The organism is Pseudomonas guariconensis (assembly GCF_040822035.1).
GTDB lineage: Bacteria > Pseudomonadota > Gammaproteobacteria > Pseudomonadales > Pseudomonadaceae > Aquipseudomonas > Aquipseudomonas guariconensis.
The window spans coordinates 5,211,767-5,233,046 of record NZ_CP162012.1 but is presented as its reverse complement, the minus strand read 5'-3'; the positions used below and the strand labels follow the sequence as shown (position 1 = coordinate 5,233,046).

General features: G+C 62.6%; 19 protein-coding genes. 13 read left to right on the top strand and 6 right to left on the bottom strand.

What is annotated here, in order from left to right; genetic code table 11:
* Positions 1-18 precede the first annotated feature (18 nt).
* The 4 genes from AB1N67_RS24350 to aspA all read right to left on the bottom strand — a co-directional run bounded on the left by AB1N67_RS24350 (position 19) and on the right by aspA (position 4,996).
* On the bottom strand, positions 19-1,122 hold the full coding sequence (locus tag AB1N67_RS24350) for a polyamine ABC transporter substrate-binding protein (protein ID WP_367863454.1): 1,104 nt from the start codon (positions 1,120-1,122) through the stop codon (positions 19-21).
* A complete protein-coding gene (locus tag AB1N67_RS24345) occupies positions 1,122-2,165 on the bottom strand; it encodes a histone deacetylase family protein (RefSeq protein WP_090344171.1) in 1,044 nt (347 codons plus the stop codon). Before AB1N67_RS24345 ends, AB1N67_RS24350 begins: the two co-directional genes overlap by 1 nt.
* A 217-nt stretch (positions 2,166-2,382) precedes the next feature.
* The gene (locus tag AB1N67_RS24340; RefSeq protein WP_102081157.1) at positions 2,383-3,375 is read right to left on the bottom strand and encodes an AraC family transcriptional regulator; all 993 of its coding nucleotides are present in this window, start codon (positions 3,373-3,375) and stop codon (positions 2,383-2,385) included.
* A 196-nt stretch (positions 3,376-3,571) separates the two neighbouring features.
* A complete protein-coding gene (gene aspA, locus AB1N67_RS24335) occupies positions 3,572-4,996 on the bottom strand; it encodes an aspartate ammonia-lyase (protein ID WP_043209948.1) in 1,425 nt (474 codons plus the stop codon).
* Positions 4,997-5,176: 180 nt separating this feature from the next.
* Between aspA and AB1N67_RS24330 the strand changes: the two genes are divergently transcribed.
* The 5 genes from AB1N67_RS24330 to AB1N67_RS24310 all read left to right on the top strand — a co-directional run bounded on the left by AB1N67_RS24330 (position 5,177) and on the right by AB1N67_RS24310 (position 8,798).
* On the top strand, positions 5,177-6,118 hold the full coding sequence (locus AB1N67_RS24330; RefSeq protein WP_090344176.1) for a LysR substrate-binding domain-containing protein: 942 nt from the start codon (positions 5,177-5,179) through the stop codon (positions 6,116-6,118).
* Positions 6,119-6,289: 171 nt separating this feature from the next.
* Positions 6,290-6,781, top strand: a complete 492-nt coding sequence (gene purE / locus AB1N67_RS24325) for a 5-(carboxyamino)imidazole ribonucleotide mutase (protein ID WP_043209945.1) — start codon at positions 6,290-6,292, stop codon at positions 6,779-6,781.
* Positions 6,782-6,791: 10 nt separating this feature from the next.
* The gene (locus AB1N67_RS24320) at positions 6,792-7,874 is read left to right on the top strand and encodes a 5-(carboxyamino)imidazole ribonucleotide synthase (protein ID WP_070572184.1); all 1,083 of its coding nucleotides are present in this window, start codon (positions 6,792-6,794) and stop codon (positions 7,872-7,874) included.
* A 96-nt stretch (positions 7,875-7,970) separates the two neighbouring features.
* On the top strand, positions 7,971-8,219 hold the full coding sequence (locus AB1N67_RS24315; RefSeq protein WP_043209941.1) for a GlsB/YeaQ/YmgE family stress response membrane protein: 249 nt from the start codon (positions 7,971-7,973) through the stop codon (positions 8,217-8,219).
* Positions 8,220-8,264: 45 nt separating this feature from the next.
* On the top strand, positions 8,265-8,798 hold the full coding sequence (locus AB1N67_RS24310) for a DUF3299 domain-containing protein (RefSeq protein ID WP_167358079.1): 534 nt from the start codon (positions 8,265-8,267) through the stop codon (positions 8,796-8,798).
* Positions 8,799-8,858: 60 nt separating this feature from the next.
* Here the strand turns inward: AB1N67_RS24310 and AB1N67_RS24305 are convergent, their stop codons facing one another.
* On the bottom strand, positions 8,859-9,755 hold the full coding sequence (locus AB1N67_RS24305; RefSeq protein ID WP_102081156.1) for a D-hexose-6-phosphate mutarotase: 897 nt from the start codon (positions 9,753-9,755) through the stop codon (positions 8,859-8,861).
* A 72-nt stretch (positions 9,756-9,827) separates the two neighbouring features.
* On the bottom strand, positions 9,828-10,226 hold the full coding sequence (locus AB1N67_RS24300) for an acyl-CoA thioesterase (protein ID WP_003253317.1): 399 nt from the start codon (positions 10,224-10,226) through the stop codon (positions 9,828-9,830).
* Between the two features lie 360 nt (positions 10,227-10,586).
* On the opposite strand from AB1N67_RS24300, the gene AB1N67_RS24295 reads away from it, so the two are divergent.
* The 8 genes from AB1N67_RS24295 to AB1N67_RS24260 all read left to right on the top strand — a co-directional run bounded on the left by AB1N67_RS24295 (position 10,587) and on the right by AB1N67_RS24260 (position 21,244).
* Positions 10,587-11,876 (top strand): MFS transporter, encoded by a 1,290-nt coding sequence (locus AB1N67_RS24295; protein WP_367863453.1) that lies wholly within the window; start codon positions 10,587-10,589, stop codon positions 11,874-11,876.
* Positions 11,877-12,074: 198 nt separating this feature from the next.
* On the top strand, positions 12,075-13,073 hold the full coding sequence (locus tag AB1N67_RS24290; RefSeq protein ID WP_043209935.1) for a phosphate ABC transporter substrate-binding protein PstS: 999 nt from the start codon (positions 12,075-12,077) through the stop codon (positions 13,071-13,073).
* Between the two features lie 139 nt (positions 13,074-13,212).
* Complete coding sequence (locus AB1N67_RS24285; RefSeq protein WP_367863452.1) at positions 13,213-15,501, top strand: phosphate ABC transporter permease; 2,289 nt, start codon at positions 13,213-13,215, stop codon at positions 15,499-15,501.
* A 17-nt stretch (positions 15,502-15,518) separates the two neighbouring features.
* Positions 15,519-17,189, top strand: coding sequence for a phosphate ABC transporter permease PstA (gene pstA, locus AB1N67_RS24280; protein ID WP_367863451.1), 1,671 nt, complete (start codon positions 15,519-15,521; stop codon positions 17,187-17,189).
* Positions 17,190-17,291: 102 nt separating this feature from the next.
* Complete coding sequence (gene pstB, locus AB1N67_RS24275) at positions 17,292-18,125, top strand: phosphate ABC transporter ATP-binding protein PstB (protein ID WP_043209930.1); 834 nt, start codon at positions 17,292-17,294, stop codon at positions 18,123-18,125.
* A 130-nt stretch (positions 18,126-18,255) separates the two neighbouring features.
* Positions 18,256-19,026 carry a phosphate signaling complex protein PhoU gene (gene phoU / locus AB1N67_RS24270; protein ID WP_043209928.1) on the top strand — a complete coding sequence of 257 codons (771 nt, stop codon included), beginning with the start codon at positions 18,256-18,258 and terminating at the stop codon, positions 19,024-19,026.
* Between the two features lie 164 nt (positions 19,027-19,190).
* Complete coding sequence (locus AB1N67_RS24265) at positions 19,191-20,102, top strand: response regulator (RefSeq protein ID WP_367863450.1); 912 nt, start codon at positions 19,191-19,193, stop codon at positions 20,100-20,102.
* Between the two features lie 245 nt (positions 20,103-20,347).
* A complete protein-coding gene (locus tag AB1N67_RS24260; protein ID WP_090344185.1) occupies positions 20,348-21,244 on the top strand; it encodes a M23 family metallopeptidase in 897 nt (298 codons plus the stop codon).
* Positions 21,245-21,280: the final 36 nt, after the last annotated feature.

The following is a 21,280-nucleotide window of genomic DNA, read 5'->3' as shown; positions in this document are numbered from 1 at the left end:
AACCGCGAAGCATCAAACTCAAGTCCCGGACTTGATGCGTGTCCAGGCCCGGGTGCGCGCCCGTTCGGCCTCGCGTGGCAGTGGCTTGAGGGTATACAGCTTGGCCATCGCTTCGGCGGTCGGGTACAGGTTGGGGTTGTTGCGGATCGCCGGGCTGACTTTGTCGGTGGCGTCCTTGTTGGGGTTGGGGTAGCCAACGAAGTCACTGATCGGCGCGATCACTTCAGGGCGCAACAGGTAGTTGATGAACCTGTGTGCATCCTCAGGATTGGCGGCATTCTTGGGAATCGCCAGCATGTCGAACCAGATCGGTGCACCTTCCTTGGGCAGGCGCATGTCCACCACCACGCCATTCTTGGCGTCGCGCGCGCGGTTGGCGGCCTGGGAGAAGCTACCCGAATACCCCACCGCCACGCAGATATCGCCGTTGGCGATGTCAGCCATGTACTTCGAGGAATGGAAGTAGGTGATGTGCGGGCGGATCTTCAGCATCAGATCCTCGGCTTTCTTGTAGTCGGCCGGCTTCTCGCTGTTCGGTAGCAGCCCCAGGTATTGCAGCGCCAAGGGCAGGATCTCCGACGGTGAATCGAGCAGGGCGACGCCGCACTGCTTGAGCTTGGCGATGTTCTCTTCCTTGAAGATCAGATCCCAGCTGTCCACGGGCGCCTTGTCGCCGAGCACCGCCTTGACCTTGTCCGGGTTGAAGCCGATCAGCACGGTGCCATACATGTACGGCACGGCGAACTTGTTGCCCGGATCGTTGGCCTCGATCAGCTTCATCAGCGCCGGATCCAGGTGCTGCCAGTTGGGGAGCTTGGATCGGTCCAGAGGCTGGAACACACCGGCTTCGATCTGCTTGGCGAGGAACACGTTGGACGGCACCACCACGTCGTAGCCGGAGTTGCCGGTGAGCAGCTTGGCTTCCAGGGCTTCGTTGGTGTCGAAGATGTCGTAGATCAGCTTGACGCCGCTGTCCTTCTGGAAGTCCGTCAAGGTCTGCGGCGTGATGTAGTCGAACCAGTTGTACACGCGCAGGGTGCGCTGTTCGGCCTGGGCCTGAAGGGCTCCGGTGAACAGGGTGGCAGCGATGAACGGGGCGAGCAGACGCTTGAGTCGGACCATTACCGGGCTCCTGGCTGGGCATGCTGGAAGCCTTCCAGCACGTTGACTGCGTTGATACCGATTTCTTCCACAGCGTAGCCACCTTCCATCACGAACAAGGTCGGCTTGCCGAGCTGGCCGATACGCTTGCCCATCTCCAGGTAGTCTGGGCTGTCCAGCTTGAACTGGGAGATCGGATCGTCCTTGAAGGTATCCACGCCCAGGGACACCACCACCACGTCCGGCGCGTAGGCGGCGATACGCTGGCAGGCGTCCTCCAGGGCAGCGCTCCAGGCGGCCCAGTCACTGCCGGCGGGCAGCGGGTAATTGATATTGCAGCCTTCGCCTGCACCTTCGCCGGTTTCGTCGGCATAGCCGAGGAAGAACGGAAACTCGTCCTGCGGGTCGCCGTGGATCGAGGCGAAGAACACATCGCCGCGCTGGTAGAAGATGTCCTGGGTGCCATTGCCGTGGTGGTAGTCGACATCGAGGATGGCGACCTTGCGGTGGCCTTGGTCAAGGAAGGCCTGGGCTGCGATGGCGGCGTTGTTGAGGTAGCAGTAGCCCCCCATCACTTCGGCCGCGGCATGGTGCCCTGGTGGACGGCACAGGGCGAATGCCGAATGGGCGCCTTGCTGGATCGCGGCCTGGGCAGTGAGGGCAACCTGGGCTGCACTGTAGGCGGCTTGCCAGGTACCGGCGGTGATCGGCGCGCCGGCATCGAAGCTGTAGTAGCCAAGCTCACCATGCAGGCCAGTCGGTTTGACCTTACGCAGGGTGCGGGCTGGCCAGGTGAAGGGCAGCAGGTCTCCTTCCTGGCCCAGCTGTGACCAGCGCGCCCAGGCCCCTTCGAAGAAGTCCAGGTAGTCGGCGCCATGCACCCGCAGCAAGGGCGCGCGGCCGAAATCACGTGGCCCTTCGACCGGACCCAGGTTGCGCTTCTTGACTTGCTCCAGGACGTGGTCAGCGCGCGAAGGCATCTCGAAGCAGGGCATCAGCTTGCCGTCGATCAGCTCGCAGCGGCCGTGGTGCAGGCGGTGATCATCAGAATAGATCGTCAGCATTTTTATTCTCCGGGTTTACTGGCGTGGCCTCATTGTGTGAGTCGGCGAGTGGCGGGAGAACGTTGCAAACGGCCAAAAGGGGATCGATGTGGCCAAAGACAGTGTCCGGTGTGGGGGAATGTTCGCGGGTAAATCCGCTCCCGCAGGCCTCCCGCTGATTTTGAATTCAGCACAAATACCTTAGGAGCGGGTTTACCCGCGAAAAGCCCGGCACCGATCAGCCGCGAAAATGACTCGGTGCAACGCCGCTCCAGCGCTGGAAGGCATGGCGAAAGCTCGCGGTCTCGCTGAAGCCGAGCGTCTCGGCGATGCGGTAGATTGGCATCTGATCCTCGGCCAGCAACTGCTTGGCCCGCTCGAAGCGCAGCTCGTCGAGCAATTGCTGATAGCTGCAGCCCAGGGCTTGCAGGTGCCGGCGCAAGGTGCGCGAGGAGCAGTTCATCTGGCGCGCCAGACCTTCGAGTCCGGGGGCGGCATCGAGTTGCTTGATCAGCAGCTGGCGGATGCGCCCCAGCCACGCCTGGCGCCCGGTGAACTCAAGGTTCAGCTGGCGGCAACGCTCGGCCATGGCCTTGTGGGTGATGGGGTCAGCCAGGGGCAGGGGCATGTCCAGCCAGCGGCGTTCGAAGGCAAAGGCATTGTCGTTGGCCTCGAAGCCCAGGGGGCACGGGAATGCATCGGCATAGAGCGCGTGGTAACCCGGCCGTGGATGCTCGAAGCGCGCCGCGAGCAGCGGCAGTGGGCGCCCCAGCAGGTCGTCACAGATGACTTTCAGCGACACCAGGCAGAATTCGGCATTGAAGGCCGCCAGCGCAGGGCTGTCCTGGTAATCGCTGGCGCTGAACCAGATCCGCTGGCCGTCGTCCTCCAGGCGCAAGTGAAAGGCTGTGCCCAGCAGTGCGGGATAGCGCAGCGCCAAGCGCAGGGCGTCACCCAAAGTGGCACTGGAGAGCAGGGCGTAACCGAGCATCCCGTAGCATGACACGTGCATGCGCCGCCCCAGCTCCAGGCCGATTTCCTCGCGCAGGGCTACGGCATTGGCGCATACCTGCAGTTCTTGCTGGGTGGTGATGCGGGCATCGGCATGGCCCAGATCCGCCGCGCCAATGCCGCTGCCGCAAAGCAGGCGCTCGGCATCGCAGCCTTCTTCCTGGAAGACCTTGAGAATCAGCGAAACTGCGTTGAGGGTGGTCAGGTGGCTGTGCAGCATGCTCGGTATCCCGTGGGGCTGGGAAGCATTATGGAGCAAGTTGTGTGCCGGACGGCCATGTGGCGCTGCTTTGCAGTCCACTACGGCCTTGGTGGCCGCGCGCATAAAAAAAGGGCCCGTAGCGTGCGCTCGGGCCCTTGAAAGGTTGAGAGGTGTCTAGTCCCTCGACCTGGTGAGACGTTTTACAGCGGTCTGGTTACGCCTTCAGCGGAACCAGACGTGGAGCGATCATGTTTTCCGGACGCAGGATGTCGTCGAGCATCGCGTCGTCCAGCAGCTTCTCTTCGCGCACCAGTTCCAGAACACCGCGGCCGGTTTCCAGGGCGACGCGGGCGATACGGGTGGCGTTTTCGTAGCCGATGTACGGGTTCAGGGCAGTGACCAGGCCGATCGAGTGCTCGACCAGTTCACGGCAGCGCTGTTCGTTGGCGGTGATGCCGACGATGCAGTGCTCGCGCAGCATGTCCATGGCGCGCTGGAGCAGGCGGATGGAGTCGAAGATCTTGTAGGCGATCAGCGGTTCCATGACGTTCAGCTGCAGCTGGCCACCTTCGGCGGCGACGGTCAGGGCCAGGTCGTTGCCCATGATGGCGAAGGCCACCTGGTTGACGGCTTCCGGAATAACCGGGTTGACCTTGCCTGGCATGATCGAGCTGCCTGGCTGGCGTGCCGGCAGGTTGATCTCGTTGATGCCGGTGCGCGGGCCGCTGGACAGCAGGCGCAGGTCGTTACAGATTTTCGACAGCTTGACCGCGGTGCGCTTGAGCATGCCGGAGAACAGCACGAAGGCGCCCATGTCGGAGGTGGCTTCGATCAGGTCGGCAGCCGGGACCAGCGGCTGGCCGCTGATGGTCGCCAGGCGCTGCACGGCCAGGGCCTGGTAGCCAGGGTCGGCGTTGATGCCGGTGCCGATGGCGGTACCGCCCAGGTTGATTTCGGTCAGCAGCTCCGGAGCCAGCGAGCGCAGGCGCTGCAGGTCTTCGGTCATGGTGGTGGCGAAGGCGCGGAATTCCTGGCCAAGGGTCATCGGCACGGCGTCCTGCAGCTGGGTACGGCCCATCTTCAGTACGTGGTCGAATTCCTTGCCTTTGGCCGCGAACGCCTGGATCAGGCTGTCGAGGCTGGCCAGCAGGGCGTCATGACCCAGCAGCAGACCCAGGCGGATCGCGGTCGGGTAGGCGTCGTTGGTCGACTGCGCCATGTTCACGTCGTTGTTCGGGTGCAGGTACTGGTACTCACCCTTCTGGTGGCCCATGACCTCCAGCGCGACGTTGGCGATGACTTCGTTGGCGTTCATGTTGGTGGAGGTACCTGCACCACCTTGGATCATGTCCACAACGAACTGGTCGTGGAACTCGCCGCGGATCAGACGGGCGCAGGCCTCGCTGATGGCAGCGTGCTTGGCATCGCTCAGGTGGCCCAGCTCACGGTTGGCGTCGGCAGCGGCCTGCTTGACCATGGCCAGGGCCACGACCAGCTTCGGGTAGTGCGACAGCGGAACACCGGAGAGGTGGAAGTTGTTGGCAGCGCGCAGAGTCTGGATGCCGTAGTAGGCATCGGCAGGGACTTCAAGGGTACCAAGCAGGTCTTTTTCGACGCGGAACGATGCAGCGGAGGACATGACGGATATCATCTCGATTTAAACCCGGCACCTGCCGGAATGCCGCCAATCCTAGGCCTGCCCGGATTTTGCGGCCAATGCTGTTGCACGCTAACCTATGCACAAACGGCATACCGATTCATGTGACGCCAATTGACAAACGAGCGTGTTCCATTTTGGTGCGCGCTGGGAGACCGCTTCATGAACCTCGAAAGCAAGTGGCTGGAAGACTTCAGCGCCCTGGCCGCCACCCGTAGTTTTTCCCAGGCGGCGGAGCGTCGTTTCGTCACCCAGCCGGCCTTCAGTCGGCGTATCCGCAGCCTGGAAGCGGCGCTGGGGCTGACCTTGGTGAATCGTTCCCGTACACCGATCGAGCTGACCGAGGCCGGGCAGTTGTTTCTCGTCACGGCGCGCACGGTTGTCGACCAATTGAGCGAAGTTCTGCGCCATTTGCATCATCTCGAAGGCGGCCAGGGTGAAGTGGTCCAAGTGGCTGCCGCACACTCGCTGGCATCGGGCTTCTTCCCACGCTGGGTGGCCCAGTTGCGCAACGACGGCCTGAACATCGCCACCCGTCTGGTGGCCACCAACGTGGGCGATGCCGTGCATGCGTTGCGTGAAGGTGGTTGCGACCTGATGCTGGCGTTCTATGACCCGGATGCGGCCTTGCAGATGGATGCCGAAATCTTCCCCTCGCTGCACATGGGCACTACCGAGATGCTGCCGGTATGCGCCGTGGGCGCCGACGGCAAGCCGTTGTTCGACCTTGAAGGCGAGAGCAGCGTGCCGCTGCTGGCTTACAGCGCTGGGGCTTTCCTCGGTCGATCGGTCAACTTGCTGCTGCGTCAGCGCAACCTGCGCTATACCACTGTCTATGAAACCGCCATGGCCGACAGTCTCAAGAGCATGGCCCTTGAAGGTATGGGTATCGCCTGGGTGCCGCGGCTGTCGATGCGCGGCGAGCTGGAGCGTGGCGAACTGGCGATCTGTGGAGGCAGCCAATGGCACGTGCCGTTGGAAATTCGCCTCTATCGCTGCGCCTTGGTCCGCAAGGCCAACGTGCGTCTGCTCTGGCGCAAGCTGGAGGGTGGCACGACGACTGCATCTGTTGACCCGAAAGTCAGCCAAAGCCCCGAAAAATAAGGCCGACAGTTGGTCGCCGGGGGTGCCTGGATGGCCTCGCGTTACGTTATACTTCGCGGCCCCCAGGCCGGAACGATCCGGCCATGATCAGCAAACAAGCCACGCCGGTCGTCCCGCGTGGCTTGTTGTTTTTTGACGCGCCCAAGGGCGCACAAGCGAAGAGGCTCGACGATGAGTGCACTGGTTGGCGTGATCATGGGCTCCAAGTCCGATTGGTCCACCCTTAGCCACACCGCCGATATGCTGGAAAAACTCGGCATTCCCTACGAGGTGAAGGTGGTTTCCGCCCACCGTACGCCGGATCTGCTGTTCCAGTATGCCGAAGAGGCCGAAGGCCGCGGCATCGAGGTGATCATCGCCGGTGCTGGCGGTGCTGCCCACCTGCCGGGCATGTGCGCCGCCAAGACCCACCTGCCGGTGCTGGGCGTGCCGGTGCAGTCCTCGATGCTCTCGGGTGTCGACTCGCTGCTGTCGATCGTGCAGATGCCCGCAGGCGTACCTGTCGCCACCCTGGCCATCGGCAAGGCCGGTGCCATCAACGCGGCGCTGCTCTCGGCGAGCATCCTGGGTGCCAAGTACCCGCAGTATCACGCGGCACTCAAGCAGTTCCGCACGGAGCAGACCGAAACCGTCCTGGACAATCCGGACCCGCGCCAGGCCTGAGGCTATCAACATGAAGATCGGTGTAATCGGTGGTGGCCAGCTCGGCCGCATGCTGGCCTTGGCGGGTACTCCGCTGGGCATGAACTTCGCTTTCCTCGACCCGGCCCCGGACGCCTGCGCGGCTGCCTTGGGTGAGCACCTGCGCGCCGACTACGGCGATCAGGATCACCTGCGTCAGCTGGCTGACGAAGTCGACCTGGTGACGTTCGAGTTCGAAAGCGTTCCGGCCGAAACCGTGGCCTTCCTCTCGCAGTTCGTTCCGGTCTATCCAAGTGCCGAAGCCCTGCGCATCGCCCGTGACCGTCTGTTCGAAAAGAGCATGTTCCGCGATCTGGGCATCCCGACGCCGGCGTTCGCCGACATCCTGTCCCAGGAAGACCTGGACGCGGCGGTGGCCAGCATCGGTCTGCCGGCAGTCCTCAAGACCCGCACCCTGGGCTATGACGGCAAGGGCCAGAAGGTCCTGCGCAGTGCCGAGGATGTGGTCGGCACCTTCGCCGAGCTGGGCAGCGTCCCATGTCTGCTCGAAGGCTTCGTGCCGTTCACCGGTGAAGTGTCGCTGGTGGCCGTGCGTGGCCGCGATGGCGAAACCCGCTTCTACCCGCTGGTGCATAACACCCATGAGAGCGGCATCCTGCGCCTGTCGGTCGCAAGCGATGCGCATCCGCTGCAGGCGCTGGCCGAAGACTACGTGGGTCGCGTGCTGCAGAAGCTGGACTACGTGGGTGTGATGGCTTTCGAGTTCTTCGAGGTCGACGGTGGCCTGAAGGCCAACGAAATCGCCCCGCGGGTCCACAACTCCGGGCACTGGACCATCGAAGGGGCCGAGTGCAGCCAGTTCGAGAACCATCTGCGCGCCGTGGCCGGCTTGCCGCTGGGCTCGACCGCCAAGGTCGGCGAGAGCGCCATGCTCAACTTCATCGGTGAAGTGCCGGCTGTGGATAAGGTCGTGGCCATCGACGACTGCCACCTGCACCACTACGGCAAAGCCTTCAAGGCCGGCCGCAAGGTTGGTCACGCCACCCTGCGCTGCGCCGACATGGCCACTCTCAAGGCCAAGATCGCCGAAGTCGAAGCGTTGATTGCCGGCTGATTGAACCTCTGTCCTGCGCAGGCCCTCTGAAATGGCAACAAGCCAAAGTGCTGTCTAGGCTTTGGCTTGTTCCATCTTCAAAGCAGAGGGATTGCCATGGGTATCATTGGAACCATTTTCATCGGCCTGATCGTCGGCCTGCTGGCCCGTTTTCTGAAACCAGGGGACGACAGCATGGGCTGGATCATGACCATTCTTCTCGGTATCGCCGGGTCCCTTGCCGCGACTTATGGCGGGCAGGCGCTGGGTATCTACCAGGCGGGGCAGGCCGCAGGTTTCTTTGGCGCCCTGGTGGGTGCCATCATCCTTCTGGTGATCTACGGATTCATCAAGAAACGCGGGTGACTGGTTTAGAATGCTCGGCAATTGACTGAGTTGCCGAGCATTTTCATGCGTGCGTTTTTCCTTGTTCCCCTACTGCTGGCCAGTGCACTGGCCCATGCCGAGCTGCCCGAAACCGACTGGCTGGAGCTGATGCCAAAGTCGGACCAGAAGGCGCTCGAGCAGATGCCTGAAATCGACCACGACTCTCCTGAAGCCATGGGCACCTTCACCGAAAAGGGTGGGCTCAAGCAGGCCAAGGGTCTGCCGGCGGTGATGTACTCCACCAAGACGGTGGCCGCCATGAATGGCAAACAGATCCGCCTGGGCGGTTATCCGGTACCGCTGGAAAGCGACGCCAAGGGCAACAGCACCTTGTTCTTCCTCGTGCCGTATCCCGGCGCCTGTATCCACGTGCCGCCGCCGCCACCCAACCAGCTGGTGCTGGTGCGTTATCCCAAAGGCATGAAAATCGACGACATCTACACGCCGCTGTGGGTCAGTGGCACCTTGAAGGTGGAGAAGGTCAGCAACGACCTGGCCGATGCGGCCTATGCGCTGGAGGCAGGGAAGGTGAGGGTGGTAGAGGACGCCGACCTCTGATTCGGTCTTTTCCGAGCCGCTCCCACAGGTTATGTGAGAACCCAGTGGGAGCGGGTCTGGTCAGAGTGCTTCGCTGGTGATCGTAACGCTCAGCGAATGACTCGCCCCTGGGGCCAGGTTTACCACATCGTCCCACACATTCGCTGTTTCGATGCACAGCATTCGCTGCCAGCCATCATCGGCCATGTCCGCCAGCTCCCGGGCGCGATCGGTCCATGGGTTCCAGATCACCGCCGAGCGTGAGCCCGTAGCATGCAAAGTGATGCGGCGGTTCCATTGCGGGTCGACGATCTTCAGCAGATCAGGTGTCTGCAGGTAGATGCGGTCGGTCTCGCCGGCAAAGCCCAGGGCGCTGTGCTGCTGGCGCAGTTCCCAGTCGGCCAGGGTTTCGATGTAACCAAGGTTCTCCACGCCCTCGACCCGAGCCTGTCGTACATCGCTGACCGCAAAGTAGCTGTGCAGGGCCTGGCTGATGGTGACGTTGTCATTACCTTGGTTGAAGCTGCTCAAGGTCAGCTTCAATTGCGTGCCCATTTCGATCAGCAGCTTGAGCTCGACCTCATGAGGCCAGCCTGGCAGGTCGCCCAGCGCTTCCGGTAGGCTGAACTCGATGCGAAGGCCTTCTGCGGCCTCCTCGATGCCCAGCAGCTGCCAGTCACGGGTGCGCGCCAATCCATGGGCAGGTGCCTGTTCGCCTTGGTACATGGCCTGCACGGCCTGGGGGTTGCGCTGCAGATTGCCGAACCAGGGCCAGCACACCGGCACTCCGGCGCGCACGGACTTGCCCTGGCGGAAGATGGCTTGGTCGCTCAACCACAGCAATGGGGGCTCACCCAGTCGTTGGTAGCTCAAGACCTGGGCGCCCTGTTGGGCGATCAGCAGTTCGGCATGATTGCTGGTGATGCGCCAGCAGTTGAGTTCGCCGTGTTGTTCCGTTTCGACCTGGAAAGTAGCCATGCGCTCGTCTCGTCGTGATGCATATCAGGCCTTGGACCTCATGCCTTGCAACGAGTTTACCGCGCCCCTGGCTCAGCGACGAGGGACGGAACGGGTACGGCCACTGCCGTCGATGGCGACGAAAACGAACACAGCTTCGGTGACCTTGCGCCATTCGCTGGAAAGCGGGTCGTCGCTCCACACTTCCACCATCATCTGGATGGAGCTACGGCCGATTTCCAGGGTCTGGGTGTAAAAGGAAAGCTGCGCGCCCACGGCCACCGGGACCAGGAAAGCCATGCGGTCGATCGCCACGGTGGCAACGCGGCCACCGGCGACGCGGCTGGCCATGGCGGTGCCGGCCAGGTCCATCTGGGCGACCAGCCAGCCGCCGAAGATATCGCCGAAACCGTTGGTTTCACGGGGTAGGGCAGTGATCTGAAGGGCAAGGTCGCCCTGTGGGATAGGATCTTCTTGTTCGAGCTCAATCATGCGGTGGGGCCTCGGACCCGTGACGCTTTCGTTGGTTGGCGCAAATGACGGTCGCCGGGAAAACGATTCAGCTTGAAACATACTACGCTGATTTCGCTTCGATGGGCGGCCAAAGGGAGACTCTGCGAAACCGCCTGCAACATTGACCGGCGTTTTCGCACAGCATCCCACGTGTTGCTCAACCTTTTCCTACGAGCGGTCAGTATATAGACCTGCACAGCCAGCGACGACCGCGCATTCGTGAATATCTGTATGGATTTTGTACCGCTATGAGGCGGGTGCGGCAATTTGTTATCTTCGCGGGTCACTGACCCAGAAGCCGCGTGACAAACGGCCTGCAGACCAATAAGAGAACAACCCATGACCTCCGTGCCGAGCAGTATCGAGCAGCCCTCGCGGCCGCTGACCCGCAGTGACTACAAGACCCTTTCACTGTCCGCCCTTGGTGGAGCACTGGAATTCTACGACTTCATCATCTTCGTGTTCTTTGCCACGGTAGTCGGCAAGTTGTTCTTCCCCGCCGACATGCCCGAGTGGCTGCGTCTGATGCAGACTTTCGGCATCTTCGCGGCCGGCTACCTGGCGCGGCCTTTGGGCGGCATCATCATGGCCCACTTCGGCGACCTGCTCGGTCGCAAGAAGATGTTCACGCTGAGCATCTTCATGATGGCCTTGCCGACCTTGGTCATGGGCCTGCTGCCAACCTACGCGCAGATCGGCCTGTGGGCCCCGGTCCTGCTGCTCTTGATGCGTGTCGTGCAAGGTGCGGCCATCGGTGGCGAGGTTCCGGGCGCCTGGGTGTTCGTCTCCGAGCATGTGCCGGCGCGCAATACCGGTTATGCCTGCGGCACGCTCACGGCGGGCCTGACGTCAGGCATTCTGCTCGGCTCGCTCGTGGCAACCTTGATCAATACGGTCTACAGCGCCGACGAAGTGGCGGACTACGCCTGGCGCATTCCGTTCCTGCTCGGGGGCGTGTTCGGCCTGTTCGCGGTGTACCTACGCCGCTGGCTGCACGAGACGCCGGTATTTGCCGAGATGCAGCAGCGAAAGGCCTTGGCCGAAGAGCTGCCGCTGCGTGCGGTGCTGCGTGATCATCGTGGTGCGATCATTTTGTCGATGCTGCTGACCTGGCTGTTGTCGGCGGGCATCGTGGTGGTGATCTTCATGACCCCGGCGCTGCTGCAAAGCCTCTATCACATCAGCCCCACCGACTCGCTGAAGGCCAACAGTCTGGCTATCGTCCTGCTCAGCATTGGCTGTGTGGGTGCCGGCAGCCTGGCCGATCGTTTCGGCGCCGGGCGTGTGTTCATCGTCGGCAGCCTGGCGCTGCTGGCATCGTCCTGGGCCTTCTACCACAGCCTGCCGACGCGACCGGACCTACTGTTCCCGCTGTACGCGTTGACCGGTCTGTTCGTCGGCATCGTCGGTGCGGTGCCTTATGTGATGGTCAAGGCCTTCCCGCCGGTGGTGCGTTTCAGTGGGCTCTCGTTCTCCTACAACCTGGCCTACGCCATCTTCGGCGGCCTGACGCCAATGGTGGTCACCGCGCTGCTCAAGTTCAGCCCCATGGCACCTGCCTATTACGTGTCTTGCCTGTGCGCCGTGGGTCTGGTGGTGGGTGTCTACCTGCTCGCGACCAAGCGCTGACCGAGGGCGGTCGTATCCGCGAAGACGGCATGGCGATGTTTATCCTGCAGTGCCGCAACATCCTGTAAAGGCCATCCCGGGCGACCGTGATGGCCTTTCATCCAATTGTCACATTCAAGTCATAGAGTGTTCATGCGGCCTGCAGATACTTGGGCCCGATCCATCTCACACCCCAAATATTCCTGCTAGGAGTTAGGCATGAAACTGAAGCGTTTGATGGCGGCCCTCACGTTCGCCGCCGCTGGCGTCGCTACCGCCAATGCGGTTGCCGCCGTCGATCCTGCAATCCCGACCTACACCAAGACCACTGGCGTATCGGGCAACCTCTCCAGCGTCGGTTCCGATACCCTGGCGAACCTCATGACTCTGTGGGCCGAGGCCTACAAGAAGGAATACCCGAACGTAAACATCCAGATCCAGGCTGCCGGCTCCTCCACTGCGCCACCCGCGCTGACTGAAGGCACCGCCAACCTCGGCCCGATGAGCCGCAAGATGAAGGACGTCGAGCTGCAGGCCTTCGAGCAGAAGTACGGCTACAAGCCGACCGCCATTCCGGTCGCCGTCGACGCCCTGGCAGTCTTCGTCCACAAGGACAACCCGATCAAGGGCCTGACCATGGCTCAGGTCGATGCCATCTTCTCCTCGACCCGTCTGTGTGGCGGCAAAGCCGACGTCAAGACGTGGGGTGATGTGGGCGTGACCGGCGATCTGGCCAACAAGCCGATCCAGCTGTTCGGCCGCAACTCGGTATCCGGCACCTACGGCTACTTCAAGGAAGAAGCACTGTGCAAAGGCGACTTCAAGCCTAACGTCAACGAGCAGCCAGGCTCGGCTTCGGTCGTGCAGTCGATCAGCAGCTCGCTGAACGGCATCGGCTACTCGGGCATCGGCTACAAGACCGCCAGCGTCAAGACCGTGCCTCTGGCCAAGAAAGAAGGCGGCGCCTTCGTCGAGGACAACGAAGCCAACGCCCTGAACGGTACCTACCCGCTGTCGCGCTTCTTGTACGTCTACGTCAACAAGGCCCCGAACAAGCCTCTGGCCCCGTTGGAAGCTGAGTTCGTGAAACTGGTCCTGTCCCAGGCGGGCCAGCAGGTCGTGGTGAAGGACGGCTACATCCCGCTGCCGGCCAAAGTGGTCGACAAGACCCTGGCTGACCTGGGTTTGTCCCACGCCGGTAACGTTGCAAAGAAGTAAGTAACTGAGGAAGAGGCCGGCGCCGAACGCCGGCCTCCTCCACGAATTCCTCGTCCGAAGCCAGGATTCCTGAGCGGCGGGCTTTTTTGCGTCACTGCATTGTCATGTTTTTGTCATACGGGACCGCTAGGGTGTGCGCATGAATGATCTGGCCAACTCCACCATGACCCAAAATTCTCCCCCCGTGCGGATTGACTTCAATACGCCCGAGCTGCAACGCAAGCGCCGCCTGCGTGCGCTGAAGGATCGCCTGACCCGCTGGTATGTACTGGTTGGCGGGCTTGCCGTGCTGGCAGCCATCACCCTGATCTTCTTCTACCTGGCCTACGTGGTCCTGCCGCTGTTCCAGGGCGCCGAGCTGACCAGCAAGAAAGCGCTGGAGCCGACGTGGCTGCAACAGGATGCCGGCAAGCCGCTGATGATCGCCCTCGAGGAGCAGAACCTCGTGGGCATGCGCGTTTCCGATAAGGGCCAGGCGCTGTTCTTCGATACCAAGACCGGCAGCGAAGTCGAGCATGTCGACCTGCCGTTGCCGGCAGGCACTCAAGTGACGTCCATCAGCGCCGACCAGCCGGGCAGCCCGCTGGTGGTGCTTGGTCTGTCCAACGGCCAGGCGCTGGTGTTCTACCACACCTACAAGATCACCTATCCGGACAACAAGAAGACCATCGATGCGGGTATCGACTACCCCTATGGTCAGGCGCCGTTCGTACTCGACCCACAGGGCCGCGCGCTGGAGCACGTGAGTGTCAACGTCAACGGCGATACCCTGCTGCTGGCTGGCTCTACCGGTTCGCAACTGCACGTGACCGAGCTGACCCGTCAGGAAAACATGATGACCGGCGAAGTCACCACCGAGCAGAACCGCATCGAGCTGCCGCAGATGACCGAGCCGGTGAAGGCCATCTTCGTCGATCCGCGTCAGCAATGGTTGTACGTGGTCAACGGTCGTGCCATCGCCGACGTCTTCAGCCTGCGCGACAAGAGCCTCAATGGTCGCTACAAACTGTCTGAGGATGGCGACACCGAAATCACTGCCAGCGCCCAACTGGTCGGCGGCATCTCGCTGATCTTCGGTGATTCCAAGGGTGGCCTGAGCCAGTGGTTCATGGCTCGCGACCCGGATGGCGAGTCGCGCTTCAAGCTGATCCGTAGCTTCCAACTGGGCAAGGCGCCGGTCGTGCAGATCGATGCCGAAGAGCGTCGCAAGGGCTTCGTCGCGCTGGACAGCGAAGGCAAGCTGGGCGTGTTCCACAGCACCGCCCACCGCACCCTGCTGGTCGAGCCGGTCGCGGAAGGCGCCGGCGTGCTGGCCCTGTCGCCACGCGCCAACCGCATCATCATCGAGCAAGGCGGCAAGCTGTTGCCACTGAGCCTGAAGAACCCGCACCCGGAAGTGTCTTTCAGCGCGCTGTGGGGCAAGGTCTGGTACGAGAACTATGACGAGCCGAAGTACGTCTGGCAGTCCACGGCTTCCAACACCGATTTCGAGCCCAAACTGAGCCTGTCGCCGCTGACCTTCGGCACCCTGAAGGCCGCCTTCTACGCGATGATCCTGGCCGCGCCTCTGGCCATCGCCGCCGCTATCTACACCGCCTACTTCATGGCCCCGGGCATGCGTCGCAAGGTCAAGCCGGTGATCGAGCTGATGGAAGCGATGCCGACGGTGATTCTCGGTTTCTTCGCCGGCCTGTTCCTGGCACCGTACCTGGAAGGGCACCTGCCAGGTGTGTTCAGCCTGCTGCTGATCCTGCCGATCGGCATCCTCGCCGCCGGCTTTGCCTGGAGCCGCCTGCCGGAGTCGATCCGCCTGCGTATCCCGGACGGTTGGGAGGCGGCGATCCTGATCCCGGTCATCCTGGTGATCGGTTGGTTCGCCCTGTTCATGAGCCCGTTCATGGAGAACTGGTTCTTCGGCGGCGACATGCGTCTGTGGATCACCAATGACCTGGGCATCACCTATGACCAGCGCAACGCCCTGGTAGTGGGTATCGCCATGGGCTTCGCCGTCATCCCGAACATCTACTCCATTGCCGAAGACGCTGTATTCAGTGTGCCACGCAGCCTGACACTGGGCTCCCTGGCCCTGGGTGCGACACCCTGGCAGACCCTGACCCGCGTGGTCATCCTCACCGCAAGCCCGGGTATTTTCTCGGCGCTGATGATCGGCATGGGCCGTGCGGTGGGCGAGACCATGATCGTGCTCATGGCCACCGGCAACACCCCGGTCATGGAGCTGAACCTGTTCGAAGGCATGCGCACCCTCGCCGCCAACGTGGCGGTGGAAATGCCCGAATCCGAAGTCGGCGGCAGCCACTACCGTGTGCTGTTCCTCGCTGCCCTCGTGCTGCTGATGTTCACATTCATCATGAACACCTTGGCCGAGCTGATTCGCCAGCGTCTGCGCAAGAAATACTCGTCGCTTTGATAGAAAGGTAGAGATCCGTGAAAAAGGATTCCCTCAAAGGCTGGTTCAAGAGCGGCGCCCCTGGCGTCTGGATCAGCGGTGGCGCGGTCGCCATGGCGGTGATCATGACCGTCGGCCTGCTCGCCGTGATCGCCGTCCGCGGCCTGGGCCACTTCTGGCCAGCCGACCTGATCCAGGCCACCTACAAGGTGCCGGGCCAGGGCGATCATGTGATCATCGCAGAGGTGGTGCAGAAAGAAGAAGTGCCACGTGCCCGCCTCAAGGGCGCCGGCTTGCCGGTTCCGGACGAAGGCCCGGAGTTCATGACCCGCGAGCTGGTCAAGGTGGGTAACCGCGACCTCAACGGCAGCGACTTCACCTGGTTGGTAGGCGACTGGCTGGTCGACCAGCAGAAGCCGGCCGACTTGATTGCCCTGGAGCGCCGCGAGTGGGGCAATTTCTATGGCTACCTGGCGAGCGTCAAGGAAGAAGGCCGTGTGGTCGCCGAAGGCCCTGCCGCCTGGGCTGAGCTGCAGAGTCGCCTCAAGCGCGCCGACCAGCTGGCCCGAGAGCTGCAGACCCTCGAGAAGAAAGACATCGGTGCCATCAACCATGGTCTTGAGCGTCTGCGCCTGCAGGCTCGCAAGCTCGAGCTGGACGGCAAGCTGGACGCTGCCGCCCAGGCGGACATGGACGCTGAGCGTGCCGAGCTCAACGTTCGCTACAAGGCCATCGAAGAGCGCCTGACCGGCCTGCACCAGGCATTCGCCCGCGACAGCCTGGTGGCCCGCGACGGCAATGGCCGCGAAGTGGAGATCAACCTGAGCAAGGTGGTCCATGCCTACCAGCCCAACGGCATGTCTGTCATGACCAAGCTGGGCGTGTACTTCAGCAAGGTGTGGGAGTTCCTGAGCGACGACCCGCGTGAAGCCAATACCGAAGGCGGTATCTTCCCGGCCATCTTCGGCACCGTGATGATGACCCTGATCATGGCCGTGATCGTTACCCCGTTCGGTGTACTGGCGGCGGTCTACCTGCGTGAATATGCCAAGCAGGGCCCGGTGACTCGCCTGATCCGTATTGCAGTGAACAACCTGGCGGGTGTTCCGGCGATCGTCTATGGCGTGTTCGGCCTGGGCTTCTTCGTCTATGTGCTGGGTGGCTCGATCGACCGCCTGTTCTTCCCCGAAGCCCTGCCGGCGCCGACCCTCGGTACCCCGGGCCTGCTGTGGGCCTCGCTGACCCTGGCGCTGCTGGCAGTGCCGGTAGTGATCGTGGCCACCGAGGAAGGCCTGGCGCGCATCCCACGTACGGTGCGCGAAGGCTCCCTGGCGCTCGGCGCGACCAAGGCCGAGACCCTGTGGAAGATCGTTCTGCCAATGGCCAGTCCGGCCATGATGACCGGCATGATCCTCGCCGTGGCCCGTGCCGCGGGCGAAGTGGCGCCGCTGATGCTGGTGGGTGTGGTGAAACTGGCGCCATCGCTGCCGGTGGACGGTAACTACCCGTACCTGCACCTGGACCAGAAGATCATGCACCTGGGCTTCCACATCTACGACGTCGGCTTCCAGAGCCCCAACGTCGAGGCCGCACGGCCGCTGGTGTACGCCACCGCGCTGCTGCTGGTGCTGGTGATCGCGACCCTCAACCTCTCGGCGGTGTGGATCCGTAACCACCTGCGCGAGAAGTACAAGGCCCTCGACAGCTGATTTCAGCTTTAAGCTTCAAGCGGCAAGCTCCAAGCAGATTGCCGCTTTGACCCAACTTGCAGCTTGCAGCTCGAAGCTTGCAGCTACGAACGGAGTGAGAACATGCAGCATGAATCCCACGCCCACGGCATCGACATGTCCGCCCTGGGCCGCGACAAGCAGAGCCTGCGCCTGGCCGAAGAAACCGTGGCCATCGAAGTCCCGGGTCTGTCCCTGTTTTACGGCGACAAGCAAGCGCTGTACGACGTGAAGATGAACATTCCCAAGCAGCGCGTGACCGCCTTCATCGGCCCGTCCGGCTGCGGCAAGTCGACCTTGCTGCGCACCTTCAACCGCATGAACGACCTGGTCGACGGTTGTCGCGTGGAAGGCGCGATCAACCTGTACGGCAACAACATCTACCGCAAGGGCGAGGATGTGGCCGAGCTGCGCCGCCGCGTCGGCATGGTGTTCCAGAAGCCCAACCCGTTCCCCAAGACCATCTATGAAAACGTGGTCTACGGCCTGCGCATCCAGGGCATCAACAAAAAGCGCGTGCTCGACGAAGCCGTCGAGTGGGCCCTCAAGGGCGCGGCCCTGTGGGATGAGGTCAAGGACCGCCTGCACGACTCGGCCCTGGGCCTGTCCGGTGGTCAACAGCAGCGTCTGGTCATTGCCCGTACCATTGCCGTTGAGCCGGAGGTGCTGCTGCTCGACGAACCTTGCTCGGCCCTGGACCCGATCTCGACGCTGAAGGTCGAAGAACTGATTTACGAACTGAAATCCAAATACACCATCGTCATCGTGACCCACAACATGCAGCAGGCGGCCCGCGTATCGGACTACACCGCCTTCATGTACATGGGCAAACTGGTCGAATTCGGGGATACCGACACGCTGTTCACCAATCCGGCGAAGAAGCAGACCGAAGACTACATCACCGGTCGTTACGGCTAAGGGCGCCTTTGGCGCAGCTGCAAGCATCAAGCTGCCAGCTGCCAGAAAAAGCGGTTAGCGCGGCGCCAGGGAACGACACGAACCACTTGAAGCTTGCAGCTTGGGGCTTGCAACTTCGCGGAGCGAAAGCATGATCAACAAAGAGAGCCTTACCCACCACATCTCCCAGCAGTTCAACGCCGAGCTCGAGGAGGTTCGCAGCCACCTCCTGGCGATGGGTGGCCTGGTCGAGAAGCAGGTCAACGACGCCGTCACCGCGTTGATCGAGGCCGACTCGGGCCTGGCCCAGCAGGTGCGTGAAGTCGACGAGCAGATCAACCAGATGGAGCGCAACATCGACGAAGAGTGCGTGCGCATCCTCGCCCGTCGTCAGCCGGCGGCTTCTGACCTGCGTCTGATCATCAGCATCTCCAAGTCGGTGATCGACCTGGAGCGCATCGGCGACGAATCGACCAAGATCGCCCGCCGCGCCATTCAGCTGTGCGAGGAAGGCGAGTCGCCACGCGGCTACGTCGAAGTGCGCCACATCGGTGACCAGGTCCGCAACATGGTGCGTGACGCGCTGGACGCCTTCGCCCGTTTCGATGCGGATCTCGCCCTCTCGGTGGCCCAGTACGACAAGACCATCGACCGCGAGTACAAGACCGCCCTGCGTGAACTGGTCACTTACATGATGGAAGATCCGCGCTCGATCTCCCGCGTGCTGAGCGTGATCTGGGCCCTGCGTTCGCTGGAGCGCATCGGCGACCATGCGCGCAATATCTCGGAACTGGTGATCTACCTGGTGCGCGGCACCGACGTGCGTCACATGGGCCTCAAACGCATGAAGGCCGAAGTGCTGGGCGAAGCGGCCGACGATGGCGAAATCGCTAATGTTCCGGCCGAATCGGACGATAAGTAGGATTGCTCCCGAGCATCGACGCCCGGCCTAGGCCGGGCGTTTTCGTTTGCGGTCGAGCAGCCAGCAGGCACCCGCGAATGACCAGAGGAGTCCCGGCGTGACCAGTGGTTTGGCAAATGGCCATCAGTCGGCGGTATGCTAGTCGGGGTTCAAGAGGAGTATCGATGAGTAAGGTCAATGTGCTGGTCGTGGATGATGCGCCATTCATCCGTGACCTGGTGAGGAAGTGTCTGCGCAATGCCTTCCCAGGCATCGTCATCGAAGATGCGGTCAACGGCCGCAAGGCCATGGCCATGCTGGGCAAGGAGCGGTTCGACCTGGTCCTGTGCGATTGGGAAATGCCGGAGATGTCTGGCTTGGAACTGCTCACCTGGTGCCGGCAGCAGCCGGAGTACAAGGACTTGCAGTTCATCATGGTGACCAGCCGTGGCGACAAGGAAAACGTGATCCAGGCCATCCAGGCCGGTGTTTCCGACTTTGTGGGCAAGCCGTTCACCAACGAGCAACTGCTGACCAAGGTGAAGAAGTCGCTGACCAAGCTCGGCAAGCTCGACAGCCTGATGGCCAGCGCACCGGCGCGGGTCAACTCGGCATTTGCCAATGACTCGCTCAGTGCCCTGACCGGCGGTCGCCCCGAGACGGTCAAGGCTCCGGTGGCTGCTGCCGCTGCGCCGGCACCTGCGCCTGGCAAACCGCTGATCAACGCGCCGACCCCGAAGACGGCCGCCGCCGCCCAGAGTGGACGTGGCCAGGGGCAGTTGCGCTTGTCCAGCGGTACCCAGCCCTGCGTGATCAAGGCATTGAGCCTCAAGGAAGCCTTGCTGGTGGTTCGTCGCAGCCCCACGCTGCCACAGGTGCTCGAAGGGGCGGTGTTGGACCTGGAGCAAGGCGAGAACGCCGAAGTCGCCCGGCTCAATGGCTACCTGCACGCCATCGCCGCCCTGGAGCCCAAGCCTGAAAGTGACTGGCTGCAACTGACGTTCAAGTTCGTCGACCAGGATGCGCAGAAGCTCGACTACCTGTCGCGCCTGATCGCCCGCGGAACCGCGCAGAAGCACTTCACCCCCGGCGCCTAGATCGCCAATCCGGAGCGCGGCTGCGCGCAGGTAAACCCGCCCACAGGTATCCGCGGAGCACGTGTGGGAGCGGGTTTTACTTGTGAAGCAGCCACCGTCCATGGATACCACGGGCTTTGCCCCTTTTCGCGGGTGAAGCGGGGCGCCAGTGATGGCCAATTGCTCATTTCCCGACCAACTGCAATACCCCTTTGAAATCCGACTGCTAGGCTTCCAGACACAATAACTGTCAAAAAGCCACCGCCATGCCAACTCGTCTGCTGCTGTTCTGTGCCTTGCTCACGGTCTCGGCGTCGAGCGTGGGCATGACGCTGTACAAGACCACCGATGCTTACGGCGTGGTCTCCTACTCTGAACACCCAAGCCCTGGTGCCAAAGCGTTCGTGCTGCGCGAGCCGATGTTCGAGCGGCTGGAGCGCCAGGTGCGTTTGCGTACAGTCGATTTTGCGGGCGGTACGCGCTTTTTCGTGCGTAACGATCTGTTCGCGCCGGTGGAGGTCGAGCTGCGTTTGCAGCGCCTGGCCAATGTCCAGGGCGGCAGTGCGCCCCGGATCGTCCGGCGCGTGGTGCCGCCGCGCTCGACGCAGGTGCTGACGGTACTGGCGGCGTTGCCCGGCGAGCGGGTGAAATACGATTCGAAACTGCGCTATGCCCTGGGTGACCCCGCGCGGCGCCCACAGGCGTTTCGCTATCCGTTCCCCTGGCAAGGAGGGCCGTTCCGGCTGAGCCAGGGCCCGAACGGGCGCTTCAGCCACTTTGGCCCCAAAGGGCGCTACGCCATGGACATCGCCATGCCCGAAGGCACGCCGATCGTCGCGGCGCGGGGCGGGGTGGTGGTGAAGATCGAGAACAACCAGACGGGCCGTGGCAACAACCCGGCGGGCAACTTCGTCAGGATCCTGCACCCGGATGGCACCATGGGTGTCTATCTGCATCTGATGCGCGGGTCGGTGGTGGTCAGCGAAGGGCAGCGGGTGTTGCAGGGGGCGCCATTGGCGAAGTCGGGCAATACCGGCAACAGCACCGGGCCCCACCTGCATTTCGTGGTGCAGCGCAACGTGGGGTTGGCGCTGGAGTCGATCCCCTACCAGTTCGACCGACCGATCGGAGGGATGCCAGACTTCACCGCTGGCAACCCTTGAGCTTGCAGGGGGCGCTGTGGATGCTGGCGCCAGCCA